General features: G+C 72.7%; 12 protein-coding genes. 6 read left to right on the forward strand and 6 right to left on the reverse strand.

Annotated features, from left to right (window positions below):
• Positions 1 to 61: 61 nt before the first annotated feature.
• Positions 62 to 1,231, reverse strand: a complete 1,170-nt coding sequence (locus GR130_RS23350) for a citrate synthase/methylcitrate synthase (RefSeq protein ID WP_159506502.1) — start codon at positions 1,229 to 1,231, stop codon at positions 62 to 64.
• A 112-nt stretch (positions 1,232 to 1,343) separates the two neighbouring features.
• Between GR130_RS23350 and GR130_RS23355 the strand changes: the two genes are divergently transcribed.
• Positions 1,344 to 2,591 (forward strand): citrate synthase, encoded by a 1,248-nt coding sequence (locus GR130_RS23355; RefSeq protein WP_159506503.1) that lies wholly within the window; start codon positions 1,344 to 1,346, stop codon positions 2,589 to 2,591.
• Positions 2,592 to 2,772: 181 nt separating this feature from the next.
• A complete protein-coding gene (locus tag GR130_RS23360) occupies positions 2,773 to 3,534 on the forward strand; it encodes an SDR family oxidoreductase (RefSeq protein WP_201305202.1) in 762 nt (253 codons plus the stop codon).
• A 578-nt stretch (positions 3,535 to 4,112) separates the two neighbouring features.
• On the opposite strand, the gene GR130_RS23365 is transcribed toward GR130_RS23360, so the two are convergent.
• Positions 4,113 to 5,045 carry a LysR family transcriptional regulator gene (locus GR130_RS23365; protein WP_159506505.1) on the reverse strand — a complete coding sequence of 311 codons (933 nt, stop codon included), beginning with the start codon at positions 5,043 to 5,045 and terminating at the stop codon, positions 4,113 to 4,115.
• Positions 5,046 to 5,172: 127 nt separating this feature from the next.
• Between GR130_RS23365 and GR130_RS23370 the strand changes: the two genes are divergently transcribed.
• Entirely contained in the window at positions 5,173 to 5,574 is a 402-nt protein-coding gene (locus GR130_RS23370) for a carboxymuconolactone decarboxylase family protein (protein WP_159506506.1), read from the forward strand.
• A 131-nt stretch (positions 5,575 to 5,705) separates the two neighbouring features.
• Here the strand turns inward: GR130_RS23370 and GR130_RS23375 are convergent, their stop codons facing one another.
• A complete protein-coding gene (locus GR130_RS23375) occupies positions 5,706 to 7,163 on the reverse strand; it encodes an AfsR/SARP family transcriptional regulator (protein WP_159506507.1) in 1,458 nt (485 codons plus the stop codon).
• 253 nt (positions 7,164 to 7,416) lie between these two features.
• Here GR130_RS23375 and GR130_RS23380 point away from each other — a divergent pair, with 253 nt between their 5' ends.
• Positions 7,417 to 8,010, forward strand: coding sequence for a hypothetical protein (locus GR130_RS23380; RefSeq protein ID WP_159506508.1), 594 nt, complete (start codon positions 7,417 to 7,419; stop codon positions 8,008 to 8,010).
• A 133-nt stretch (positions 8,011 to 8,143) separates the two neighbouring features.
• Here the strand turns inward: GR130_RS23380 and GR130_RS23385 are convergent, their stop codons facing one another.
• The 3 genes from GR130_RS23385 to GR130_RS23395 all read right to left on the reverse strand — a co-directional run bounded on the left by GR130_RS23385 (position 8,144) and on the right by GR130_RS23395 (position 11,012).
• Complete coding sequence (locus GR130_RS23385) at positions 8,144 to 8,299, reverse strand: hypothetical protein (protein ID WP_159506509.1); 156 nt, start codon at positions 8,297 to 8,299, stop codon at positions 8,144 to 8,146.
• Positions 8,300 to 8,332: 33 nt separating this feature from the next.
• On the reverse strand, positions 8,333 to 8,836 hold the full coding sequence (locus tag GR130_RS23390; protein ID WP_159506510.1) for an LURP-one-related/scramblase family protein: 504 nt from the start codon (positions 8,834 to 8,836) through the stop codon (positions 8,333 to 8,335).
• A 199-nt stretch (positions 8,837 to 9,035) separates the two neighbouring features.
• Positions 9,036 to 11,012 (reverse strand): AfsR/SARP family transcriptional regulator, encoded by a 1,977-nt coding sequence (locus tag GR130_RS23395; protein WP_236573409.1) that lies wholly within the window; start codon positions 11,010 to 11,012, stop codon positions 9,036 to 9,038.
• Positions 11,013 to 11,355: 343 nt separating this feature from the next.
• Between GR130_RS23395 and GR130_RS23400 the strand changes: the two genes are divergently transcribed.
• Positions 11,356 to 11,865: a stress protein gene (locus GR130_RS23400; RefSeq protein WP_159506511.1), complete on the forward strand. Its 510-nt coding sequence runs from the start codon at positions 11,356 to 11,358 to the stop codon at positions 11,863 to 11,865.
• Between the two features lie 271 nt (positions 11,866 to 12,136).
• The gene (locus GR130_RS23405; RefSeq protein ID WP_159506512.1) at positions 12,137 to 13,045 is read left to right on the forward strand and encodes a helix-turn-helix domain-containing protein; all 909 of its coding nucleotides are present in this window, start codon (positions 12,137 to 12,139) and stop codon (positions 13,043 to 13,045) included.
• Positions 13,046 to 13,073 lie beyond the last annotated feature (28 nt).

Here is a 13,073-nt window from a genome sequence, read left to right on the forward strand (position 1 = left end):
GCAGGCGGGAGTTCGGCGGCAGGGGCCAGGGCCTGTCCGGCCCTGGCCCCTCGGACAGGCCCTAACGGGGCGCGACGGCGGGCACCGGCTGCGGCGGGGGTGGGCCGACATACCGGGCGGCCGGGCGAATGATCTTCGAGTCCTCGGCCTGCTCCAGGATATTGGCGCTCCAGCCGACCACCCGGGCAGCGCAGAAGGTGGGCGTGAACATCTCCCTCGGCAGCCCGCAGAGCTCCATCACCACGCCCGCGTAGAACTCCACGTTGATGTGCAGCTCACGGCCCGGCTTGAGTTCGGCCAGCAGCGCCTCGACCCGCTCCTCCACCTGGACGGCGAAGTCCACCAGCGGTCCTCCGAAGCCCTCGGCGATACCGCGCAGCATCCGGGAGCGCGGGTCCTCGGTGCGGTAGACGGGGTGGCCGAAGCCCATGATCCGGTCCCCGCGCAGCACGCTGTCGCGGACCCAGGCGTCGATGCGGTCGGGGGTGCCGATGGCGTCGAGGGTGTCCAGGGCGCGGCTGGGCGCACCGCCGTGCAGCGGCCCCGAGAGTGCACCCACGGCGCCGACGAGGCAGGCGGCGAGGTCGGCGCCGGTGGAGGTGATGACGCGGGCGGTGAAGGTCGAGGCGTTGAAGCCGTGGTCGATGGTGGAGATGAGGTACGCCTCGATCGCCCGGACCTGCTCCGGGTCCGGCTCTTCGCCGGTGAGCATGTAGAGGTAGTTGGCCGCGTGGCCGAGGTCCGCGCGCGGCTCGATGGGCTGCTGTCCCCGGCCGAGCCGGTGGAGCGCGGTGAGCAGGGTCGGCACGGCGGCGCAGGCGGCGAGCGCGTCGGCCCGACGCTGGTCGGCGTCGACGTCGTAGAGCGGCCGGAAGCCGGCCGTGGCGCCGAACAGCGACAGCGCGGTGCGCAGCCCGGCGAGCGGACCGGCGAGCGCACCGGCGTGAGCGAGGGCGGGCAGCGCGTCGCGGACCACGGCGGGCAGCGGGCGCAGGGCGGCGGTCTCGGCCTTGAAGGCCGCCAGTTGGTCCGCGTCCGGCAGTGCGCCGTGGAACATCAGGTACCAGACGTCCTCGAAGCCGCGGCTCGTGGCCAGCTCGACGGCGGAGTACTGGCGGTAGTGGTAGAAGCCCTCAAGGCCCCGGACGTCGCCCAGTTGGGTCTCGGTGACGACGACTCCCGCGAGCCCGCGGGGTGCCTCGATGGGTGCGTTCGCCTCGGCGATCGGCATGGCGGAACTCCTTGTTCGTCCTCCCTGGATATTGATTCGACTATCTATGCTTGACTTAATCGACGTCAATATTGATTCAATCAATGTGGATCGTTCTGGATACGGTGGCGCCATGGCGGATCAACAGACGACGCAGGACCCGGGCGAGCGCCGGCTGAGCACCCGGGAAGCGGCCGACCGGCTCGGCGTGAAGCCGGAGACGGTCTACGCGTATGTCAGCCGCGGCCAGCTGGCCAGCCGCCGCGCACCGGGCGGGCGCGGCAGCACCTTCGACGCGAAGGAGGTCGACGCGCTGGCCCGTCGCGGCGGGCGGCGTGAACCGACCGCCTCCGGCGGCGAGTTGACGGTCCGTACGGACATCACCCTGATCGACCGCGACCACTGCTACTTCCGCGGCGTCGACACCGCGGAACTCGCCGCCCACTACGGCTACGAGGAAGTCGCCGAGTGGCTGTGGACCGGCGAACTCCGCCGCGGCATCCGCTTCACCGCGCCGCGGGACGCGCTGTCCGCGGCCCGCCGCGCGGTGGCCGCCCTGCCGCCCCACAGTGGGCAGATGGACCAGCTGCGGGTCGCGCTGATCGCCGCGGCGGCCGCCGACCCGCTCCGCTTCGACCTGTCCGAGGACACCGTCCTGGACACCGCCCGCAGCCTCATCCCGACCCTCGTCGAGGCCCTGCCGCCGCAAGCCGCCGAGCGGCGCGCCGCCGGCCCGCTCGCCCGGCGCCTCTGGTCGCGCCTGACCGCCGAGCCGGCCGACGCACCGTCCCTGCGCGTGCTGGACTCCGCGCTGGTCCTGCTCATCGACCACGACCTCGCCGCGTCGACCCTCGCCGTCCGGGTCGCCGCCTCCGCGCGCGCCCATCCGTACGCGATCGTCTCGGCCGGCTTCGGGGCACTGGACGGGGCGCTGCACGGCGCGGCGAGCGGACCCGCCCACCGGATGCTGCTGGAGGTACTGGACCGGGGCAGCGCGGCCGCCGTGGTCGCCGACCATCTCCGGGCCGGCCGCCGCGTACCGGGCCTGGGCCATCGCATCTACCCCGGCGAGGACCCGCGGGCCCGCGCCCTCTTCGGGCTCCTGGCGGACGTACCCCGGGCTCGGCCCGTGCTGGAGGCCGCCCGCGAGGTGGTCGCCACCACCGCCCGGCACACCACGCTGCACGCCAACGTCGATCTGGCGCTGGCGGTGCTCACGGTCGCGACCGGGATGTCCGCCGAGGCGGGCGAAACGGTCTTCGCGATCGCCCGGACCACGGGCTGGATCGCCCACGCCCTGGAGGAGTACGGGGAGCGCCCCGCCCGCATGCGCCCCAGCGGCCAGTACTGCGGCCCCAGGCCGCCGCAGCCCCTGCCGTGAGGAGCGGGGCCGGACGGTGAGCGGAGGGGCGGGCCGGGCGCCGGCGGGACCGCCGGCCGATTGCTCACATGACGAGACGTCGGGCTCGGAATACGGACGCAGGTTCTCTGCGTTGCCCCCGAGAGACCTGCAGGCACAAGAGACCTGCAGGCATGGGGATTTGGGCATGGGGGTGGCGACCGTGGATCTGATGGTCGACGGCAAGGTCTTTCTGGTCACGGGAGGGACCAAGGGGCTCGGGCTGGCAGCGGCGCGCGCCCTCACCGCGGAAGGCGCCCGGGTGGTGGTGTCCTCACGCACCCAGGAAGCAGTGGACAAGGCCGTCGCGGAGCTGGGCGGCCCCGACCACGCCATCGGCCTGGTCGCCGACAACGCCGACCCCGAAGCGGCCGAACGCCTGACGGCAGCCGCCCTGCGGCAGTACGGACGGCTGGACGGTGCGCTGATCAGCGTGGGCGGTCCGCCGACCGGCCCCCTCACCACCATCACCGACGCCCAGTGGCGTGATGCGTTCGAGTCCGTCTTCCTCGGTGCCCTGCGCGTCGCACGCGCAGCCGCCCCCGTGCTGCCCTCCGGAGGCTCCATAGGATTCGTCCTCTCCCTGTCGGTGAAGGCCCCGTGGCCGAACATGAGCGTGTCCAACGGACTCCGGCCGGGACTGGCCATGGCCGCCAAGACGCTGGCCGACGAACTGGGCCCGCGCGGCATCAGAGTCAACGGTTTCGTGGTCGGCTCCATCGCCACCGACCGCCTCACCCGGCTCGAAGAGGCCACCGGCGATCCCCAACAGGCACGCGCCCAACGGACCGCCGACATCCCGCTGCGCCGGTACGGCACACCCGAGGAGTTCGGCCGCCTGGCCGCCGTCGTGCTGTCGCCGGTGGCGTCGTACACCACCGGCAGCATGATCCACATCGACGGAGGCGCCCTGCGCTCCCTGTGACAGGCGAGCGGCCTGCAGGAGATCCCTGCGTCGGTTTCCCCACCGGGAATTACGGGAGCGGGCGGAGACTTGGGCCCGGTAGCGGCCCCAGGCCGCCTCGTACGCCCGTACCTCTGGGGCGGACACTCCTGATCCGAGTCGTCCTGCGCCGGAAGCTCCGGCGACACGGAACTGACCGCTGTGCGCCCGTACATCGACAACCAGCAACGCGCCCTGGGTGCTGAGGCAACCAGTGCCGGTCCGTCAACCGGAGCCTCGTCGGCGAGCAGGCGCCCTTGCGGTCGCGGTGGGCCGCAGCCGTGACACGGTGAGCCCGCGAAGCTGTTTCCGGACAAGTGACCTTCGGGTGTGTTCGCCAAGGGGCAAGCAGGCCCGAGGTGTTGAACGCGTTGAAGCGGTCGTCGGCGCAGCTCACCGCGAACTCGTGGGGTCGGGTCGGCGGTTGCGGATGAGGCGCATGGCGATCAGCCGGGCGGGGTGCGGCGGCTCGCCGAGGCCGGGCCGTCGCTGCGCCGGCTCGCGGCGGCCGGGCATCGCACGGGCCGTGGTGGCGGATTCCGTTCGCCCCGGCCCGGCCTTCAGTGGGCCGGGCCGGACATGCGGAGTGCGGCCTGGCTCTCCCCGGAGCCGACCACCCGCGCGTCGGTGAGGACGGTGCGGATCCGCTCGACGAGCGGGTTGGTGTCGTCGGCCCGCCAGACCAGGTGCAGGGTGGTCGAGGTGCCGGCCAGGGGCCGGGGGGTCACGCCGACGCGGCGCAGCACCCGGTGCGAGTCGGCGAGCACCGCGGCGCCGAACTTGGCCGCGACCAGGGCCAGGAGGGTCTGCACGCTGCGGCCCTCCGCGCTGATCCGCGGCACGATGCCGGCCCCGTGGCAGAGAGCAATGATCTCGTCGTAGGACAGGGGTGACACCTCCCGGGGCCAGAGGACCAGGGGGATCTGGCCCAGGGCCGTGAGCGGGGCGGGTTCGGCGGGGTGGGCCAGCGGATGGCCGGCCGGCAGGAACAGGGTGAGCGGCTCACGCCACCAGACCTGGGTGGCCAGCCGGGCATCGCGCATCGGGAGGCGCTGGACCGCGAGGTCGAAACGGCCCTCCAGCACACCGGTCGACATCTCGGCGTCGTTGAAGCTCTCCTCCAACTGGAGGTCCACCCGGGGAAGTTCGCGCCGCACCCGGCTCAGCGCGCCGCCGAGGGGTCCGTTGATGCCCGAACCGGCGAAGGTCACGGTCAGCCGCCCGGTCATGCCCTGCGCGGCCAGCCGCACATCCTTCAGTACGGCCTCCGCCTCGGCGAGCACGGTGACCGCACGCCGCACCAGAACCTGTCCGGCCTGCGTCGGCGTCAGGCCGCGCCCCTCCCTGATGAACAGCGCGGCACCCAACTGCCGTTCCATTTCGCGCAGTTGGCGGCTGAGCGTGGGCTGCGTCAGATGCAGCCGGCGCGCAGCGCCGCTGATGCTGCCCTCTTCCGCGATCGCGACCGCGTAGCCGAGTAGCCGTAGCTCCATCCATACCTCCCAGGCATGGGAAGTATATCCAGTAATGCCCGCGGAGCAGATGCGGGTGGCTTTCCGGCCAGGCTGGAGACATCGCACCGGCCGACCGGAGCGAACACCCGACCCCTGAGGAGGAACCATGAACCGCGAAGAGCGCTACGCGTACGGCATGAAGGTGCTGGAGCAGGTCGACGGCGAGGCGGGACAGCGCATCGTCGACTCGCTCGCCGACACGTCGCCGGAGCTGGGTCACCAGGTGGTGGCGTGGGCGTTCGGCGACATGTACTCGCGGCCTGAACTGGCTCCGCGTGAACGGCAGTTGGTCACGCTGGGCATGCTCGCCGCGCTCGGGGGCTGCGAAATCGAGCTTGAGGTGCACATCAACGCCGCGCTCAACGTCGGCCTGACCGCCACCGAGATCGCCGAGGCCCTGCTGCACTCCGCCGTCTACTGCGGGATGCCGCGGTCGATCAACGCCACGCTCGTCGCCAAGAAGGTCTTCGCCGAGCGTGGCCTGCTCCCCCTCACCAATCTCGGCTGACCCTCCCGATGCCGATGCCGATGCCGATGCCCGTGTCGGGGCGCGGGAGTGGCGCCCGCGGGCACTGGCGGCGCTCCGCCCGCCACGGCCTCCGTTCCCGCCCCCTCATCCGGGGCGGATCGTCGGCGCCGTCACGGCGGTGCACGGCGCGTCGCCACCATCTCGGCCCAGGCCAGCCGCACCTCGTCGATGGCCTGAAGGTGCCCGCCGTCCTTCGCGCAGCGTCCGGCCCGTTCCAGCAGCCGCGCGGCCTCCTTCGGCGCCGCCCCGCCGCGTACGCGGGCCAGCGCGGTCAGGGCGAACGCCAGTGCCGTTCCGCCGAACGGCTCGGCCAGTTCGGCCGAGGCCAGCGCCAGCCGCTCGGCGTCCGCCCGTTCGCCGAGCAGGAGATGCAGTTCCGCCAGGTTGGCACGCTCGAAGGCGGTGGCCGTGGGACGGCCCGCCTGTTCGGCCAGCGCCAGCGCGCGGCGCCCGTACGCCAGCGCTTCCGCGTGCCGCCCCGCGCGGCGCTCGGTCTCCCGCAGTACGGACAGCACGGTGGCCAGCAGTGCCCGGTCGCCGGACTCCGCGGCCGGTGCCAGCGCCGATTCGGCGGGGCCGGCCGCTTCGTCCGCGAGACCGGACAGGCCCAGGCAGACGGTCTGCTGCGCGAGCGAACGGGCCAGCAGCACCGGACGGTCGGGCCCCCGGGCGGCTGCCGCACAGCGCTCCGCCGCCCGCGCGTCGGCCAGGCCCTCCTCGTACCGGCCGGAGTAGGACAGGACCGCCGAGCGTGCCATGTGGTGTGCGGCCCGGATGTCGTCGGGGGCAGCGGGGGCGGGCGGATGCGCGCCCAGGACCGCCAGCGCCGCGTCGGCGCCGCGGCTGCGGCCGAGCACCTCCGCCAGCCGGGCGGCGGCCAGGGTGCAGGCATCGCGCAGCCCTGCGCGTTCGTACGAGCACAGGGCCTCGCGCACCACGGTGACGGCTTCTTCGTAGCGTCCCGAGCGGTCCAGATGCAGCGCCCAGTCCAGCCGTACCCGCGCCGCGTCCGCCTCGGGGCGCGCCGCCCCGCCGCCGTGCGGCCGGCGGCCGTCGGCGAGTGCCCGCCGCAGGTCGGTCCGGTGCCGGGCCAGGCGCCGGCGGGCCGGTTCCGCCCAGGGCGCGTGGCGGTCCTCGGGCAGCAGCTCGCCGGTCAACGCCTCCAGGGCGTGGGCCAGTTCCCGTCGCCCGCCGCCGCTCAGCGCCCGCCGGGCGAGGGCTTCGGCCTCGTCGGTGTCCACACGTACTGTGTCCGGTACCAGTCGCAGCAGGTCGCCGTCGCCGGTCAGATACGCGGAGGCGCCGCGCGGCGGCAGCTCGGGCTCCAGCGCGTGCCGGACGGTGTGCAGCGCCACGCGGAGACTGCCCAGCGCGGCGCGGAGTTCGGCGTGCGGCCAGCACACGGCCATGATCTGCTCGCGGTGGAGTGCGTGGTCCGGGGCGAGGGCCAGCAGCTTGACCAGGGTCCGGGCGCTGGGCCGCGACCACCGCTCCACAAGCGGTGCACCGCCCTCGCGTACGGTCCGGAACCCGCCGAGCAGACGAATGCGCAGCAGTGGGGGATGCATGGGCCGGTCACTCTAACCGGTTCCGAACCGGACTGGTGGGCATGGGAGTTACCCCGGCGTTACTGGCCGGATCCGGCCCCTGATCGGGGCACGTCGCCCGGGGTCCGCCCGTGCGAACGCGTCAATGTCGCCGGGCCCACCGTGAGGCCGGATGACGCGCGTTGACGAGGGGACGGGGGTTGCTGAGGATGGGCGCGTGCACCGCGCCCGGCCCCGCGATGTCACCCCCACCCCACGTCCTTGAGGAGGAAGCGTGAAGCGCTCCCGTGCCCTTGCCGTGTCCGTTCTCGTCCTGGTCTCCGGTACGGCCGCGACGGCCAACGCGGCCGGTACGGCCCACGGCCACCCCGTTGCCGCTCCCGCACGGCACGCCGTGTCCGCGGATGCGGCCTGGTGCGAGCAGCAGGGCGGCAAGGCCGAGACCCGCGTCCCCTACTACACCGGCACCGGCAACAAGATCACCCCGCTGGGCGGTGAACGCGAGATGTGCGTCTTCTCGGCCGGCGACGACAGCAAGATCATGATCGCCGCTGACACCCTGGCCGCGGACAAGCCGACCCTGGCCGCCCTCGCCTATGTCCGCAAGCCCGCCGGCCCGAGCAGCCCCGGCAATCCGTCCATCGCCTACTGCCAGGGCATCAACGGCACCGCCATGTTCGGCAACAGGCCGACGGACGGCGGCGGTTGGGGCCCCAGGGCCGAGACCGACCCGTCGAAGGCGACCTCCGCCTGCATGTTCGCCGACGGCTCGGTGATCGACGCCTGGGGGCTGAAGTACCACCAGGGCGGGGTGATCCGCGGCGCCGATCTGACGAAGAAGTTCCGCGCCGCCATCCCGGGAGCGTGACAGAAGGCCGCGTGCCCGCCGGTTCTCCGGCCGACGGGCCCGGCCCGCCTCGTCAACCGGTGCAGTCACCTACGAGGACAGCGTCGCCACGCGGCGTTTCGCAGCCGCGGCGGCAGCCTCTCCGGCCGGGCGCCTACTTCCACGTCGGGGTGACCACCCGCGGGGTGACCACCCGCGGGGTGACCACCCGCGGGGTGACCACCGGCGACGGGCGACGGCGCAGCCGCCACTTGATCACAAGAATCCGCGGGCGCGCGTACAGCAGGCCCACCTCCCGCGCCCTGTGCACGGCGCGCCCCGCTCGCGCGGATCGCCCGCCGGCTCAGAGGTTGGTGAGCTTTTCGCCCTTGAGGTCCTGAAGGGTGTGGTCGACGCACACCGCCAGGACGACCAGCAGCGTCTCGTCCTGCGGGCTCATCACGTCGACGGCGTACGCGTCCCGGATGCTGAACCAGCGCCGGGAGATGTGCGCCAGAGTTGTGCCCTCGTGCTGGATGTCGAACTCCCGGTCCCAGAAGTTCCCGACTATCCGCAGCCGCCGCCCGTCTTGCAGACTGACCTTGAAGCGGTCCCCGAAGAGGCTGAACGTCCGCTTGCTGATCCGGCCCACCAGCTCGCCGTCCCGCTTGATCAGGATGGTGTGGTGGAAGGTGAGCGCCTTCTTGACGATGCTGGCGATCTGGTTGCCCTGGGTGTCCACGAAGTCGAAGGTGGTGCGCAGGCGCAGCAGTTTCCTGTTGACCTTGTACAGCTTCTCCCGGTGTTCGGTTTCGATCCAGGCTTCCTCATGGAAGGCCAACATGCGATCGCGTACCAGGTAACGCATGGAAATTCCCCGTCCAGATCGTTGTGCCAGGCCGGCCGGTGGCACCGTGCCGGCCCAGAGCGTAACGGGGATCCGCTTCCGACGAGACCGGGGGGCCGCGATCGGGGCGGAGAAGCGGCTGCAGGTCCGGCGCGGCGTCGGTCGGCCGCGCGCTGCGACCGCGGGAGCGCGCCCGGAGCACCGCGGGCACGCACGATCATCAACAGGGAGGCACCCGGCGCCGGTCGAAGTGGGCGAGCAGCCGCTGTACGGCCTGGTCCCGGGCGCTCCGCGGCTCCTCCGCCGTGACGCACTGCACGGCGTAGCTGCGTACCATCTCCGACCACACATAGTGGCCTTGGGCATGTTCTTCGAGGAGGTGGGCGTCGCACAGTTCGGCGAGGTGCCGGCGGGTGCGCTCGGTGTCCTGGCCGGCCAGGACACCCGCGTCCTGGGTCTCCACGTACGGGCCGGGGTGCAGACCAAGGAAGCGGAAGAGCCGGGCGGCGCCGCTCGACAGGGCACGGTAGCTGAGGTAGAGGCAGGTCTCCATGGCCAGATCGGCGTCGTGCGCGGACAGCTCCTGCAGCCAGCGGCTCTCGCCGGCCAGCTTCTTCGTCCAGCAGTTCAACGACCACTCGGGGTGCGCCATCAGCCGGACGGCGGCGATCCGCAGCGCCAGCGGCAGCCGGTCGCACCGCTCGACGAGCGCCCCGGCCGCCGCCGCGTCCGCCTCCACGCGCTGCCGCCCCAGCGCGTTGCCCAGCAGTTGCAGCGCCTCCTCCGTGGTCAGCGGCCCCACCCTGACCAGTGCGGCGCCGTCGCGCACCACCAGTCCGCTCAGCCGCCGTCGGCTGGTCACCACCGCCAGGCAGCCCGGCGTCGCGGGCAGGAGGGGGCGTGCCTGCTCGGTGGTGCCTGCGTTGTCCAGCAGAACGAGCATCCGCCGGCCGGCGAGCAGCGAGCGGTAGAGCGCCGCCGCCTCCGGCACGGACTCGGGTATCTCCGCTTCCCGGACGCCCAGGGTCCGCAGGAACGACGTGAGTACCGTGCCGGGCCGCATCGGCGGCCGCTCGAACCCCCGCAGGTCCGCGAAGAGCTGCCCGTCCGGGAACTCCGCCTTGCGGTGGTGCGCCCACTGCACCGCGAGGGTGGTCTTGCCGGTCCCGCCCGCGCCGGCGAGCACCACGCACGCCGGCCGCGGCACCCGCTCCAGATGCTGGTCCAGCACCGCGAGTTCCCGGTCACGGCCGCAGAAGTCCACTACGGCGGGCGGTAGTTGGGCGATCCGCGACGAGGGTCCGAGCCGGTGGTCGTAGCCGTACGGCACGGTGTACGGGGCGGTGTACGGCGTCGCACCCGGGCCTGCGGGCGACGGCCTCCCGTGGGGTTCCGGGGCCGGCGGCGGGTAGCCGGTCGCGGCCGGCGCCGGGGGCCGCACCGGGGGCCGCGGGCGGTCGGCGGCGGCCCGCGCGGGGCTGCCACGGCCTCCGAGGACCGCCAGGTACGCCTCGCTGAGCGCCGGGCCGGGGTCGATGCCCAGCTGGTCCTTCAGGTGGCGGCGGGCCCGGTGGTAGTGGTCGAGGGCCTCGGCCTGCCGGCCGCACGCCTGAAGGGCCCGTATGAGCAGCGCGGTCAGCTCCTCGTGCAGCGGATGCTCCGCGATCCACCCGGTCAACTCCGTGACCAGTTCCCCGTACCGGCCGAGCAGCATCAGCCGTCCGCCGAGTTCCTGCAACGCGGCCAGCCGCCCCTGCGACAGGCCGATGCCCAGCGTCCGGCGCACCCGCTCGCCGGGCACATCCGCCAGCGCCTCGCCCCGCCACAACCCCAGGGCCTGGCGCAGCATCGCGACCGCCGCGCAGGGCTCGGCCTCACGGGCACCGGCGACCAGGCCACGGAAGCGGTGCACGTCCACGGAGCCGGGATCGGCGAGGAGTACGTACCCCTGCCCCCGGGTGGCGAGTTCGGCATGGCCCGCCAACAGTCGCCGCAGCCGGTGCACATGGTTGTGGACCACGCCCCGCGCCCGGGCCGGCGGATCCCCGTCCCATGCCAGGTCGATCAGCCGGTGCACCGGGACCGCCTGGTTGACCTCGCTGATCAGTACCGCGGCCACCGTACGGACGCGGCCCGCCCCCAGAGCCAGTGCCAGGCCCTGGTCCGTCTCGATCTCCACCGGCCCTAGGAGCCGCAACTGAACCATGGTGCCCTCTTGTGCGTACCGCCGAACAGGGCGCGCTCTGTACGCCCTTGCCCAAGTAAAGACCATGGAATCGATGGCGGGGTGACAGCCCTGCCCTCTCTTCTCACTATGTGGACATGTCTGGTGCGCCCGGATGCGGGGCGATGCGGGCCGATGCCGTCCGTTGGGGTCCGATGGCGGGAATCGGCCCGCATGAGCGCGGTATGAGCGGTTCATGAGCGGCACCGCCGAGCCTGGTGTCCGTGCCGGAGCCGCGGTTCTTCCCGCTGATCCGGCCCGGTCTCCGTTCCCGCGGAGACCACAGCCCCCCATTGATCGTTGATCGAGGAGAACCATGTCCACTTCGGGCGTCCTGAAGAAGAGCGTGGCAGCGGTGGCCCTGGGAGCCGCACTCACCGTTGCGGGTGCCGCCTTCCCGGCGACCGCTTCGGCCGCACCGGTCGCCGCCACGGCAGCGGCCGGCGATTCGCCGGTCAGCGCCGGTGCCAACGCCAATGTGAACTTCAACATCGACGTGCTCGGCATCGCCAACAAGATAGAGGCGTCGATCAAGACCGCCCAGAACCGCGAGGGCTTCGTCAAGAACCTGCGGGAATCGGCGTTCTACGCCGCCGGCAGCCAGTACAACGTCATGGTGATGAACCTCAGCCAGGGCTACGACGACCACCTCAACGGTGTGAAGGCATACGGTTCCGCCACCTACGACGGCGTCGTCTACGGCATCTGGGTCTTCGAGGACGGAACCTTCACGAACCTCGGCGACGGCGGCTACATCAACTGGGCCTTCCGGGGCTGGTACGACCGCCCGAACAACGGCGGCCTCGTGCAGTTCCACCGCCCCTGAGCCCCTGCGGCCCAACTGACCGTCTCCACACGGTCCCGCACGGCCCGCCGGCACCTCCGGCGGGCCGTCCCCGAGCCGGGGCGCCCTCGGTACTCCCCCGCGAGGGCGCCCCACCCCCGGTCTCCGCAGACCGGGAAGCGCCGAGGGCCGGCTTCGTGCGCCGGCCGGCGGCAGAGTGCCGTACCCCGCCGTGTCGCACCGGCCGGGACATCGCCGGATCCCGCGAAAAGGGCTTGATTCTCCATCCGCTGGAGGGATGAGAGTAGGCCCCGTGAGCGACCACATCGAGATGCTGACCATCGGCGACCTCGCCCGGCGCACCGGGGTTTCGGTGCGCACGATCCGCTTCTGGTCCGATATCGGCATCCTTGCGCCGGCCGGGCGCACGGCAGGCGGCTTCCGGCTCTACGACGCCGGTGCCGCCGCCCGCGTCGACCTGGTCCGCACCCTGCGCGAGCTGGGGTTGGACCTGGAGACGGTACGCCGGGTACTCGACCGGCAGGTGACCGTGCGCGACGTGGCCAGGGCCCATGTACGGGCACTGGACGCGGAGATCCGCACCCTGCGGGTGCGGCGCGCGGTGCTCGACCGGGTCGCTCGACGTGACAGTACGACCGAGGAGATGACGATGATGCACGATCTGGCTCGGATGTCCGCCGACGAACGGCAGCGGATCATCGACGGGTTCGTCCACGAGACCTTCGACGGCATCGCCCCCGAGGCGCCCGGCGCTCACCTGGCCCACGCCATGCGCACCATGCCGGCTCACCTGCCCGCCGACCCGACTCCCGAGCAGGTGGAGGCCTGGGTGGAGCTGGCTGAGCTGGTCGGCGACGCGGCGTTCCGGAAGCGGGTACGGGAGATGGCCGTGGCCGGGGCGCAGGGAGAGCAGCAGCCGGACGGCCCCGACCCAGCGAAGGTCGCGGAGCACGCCGGACGGGCGGTGCGCGAGCACGTCGTTCCCGAGTCGGCCGCCGGCGAGGAGATCCTGCACCGGATCGTCGGCCCCGGCCTGCCCGCGGCGGAACGCGCCCGGCTGGCCGACAAGTTGGCCACCTTCACCGACCAGCGGGTGGAGCGGTACTGGCAGCTGCTCGGCGTGCTGAACGGGCGTCCGCCGATCCCCTCACAGGTACCTGCGTTCGCCTGGCTGATCGCGGCACTGCGCGCACACGGCTAGAGCCTGTCCGAACCTGACCCGTCGGACG

It is taken from the genome of Streptomyces sp. GS7 (assembly GCF_009834125.1).
GTDB lineage: Bacteria > Actinomycetota > Actinomycetes > Streptomycetales > Streptomycetaceae > Streptomyces.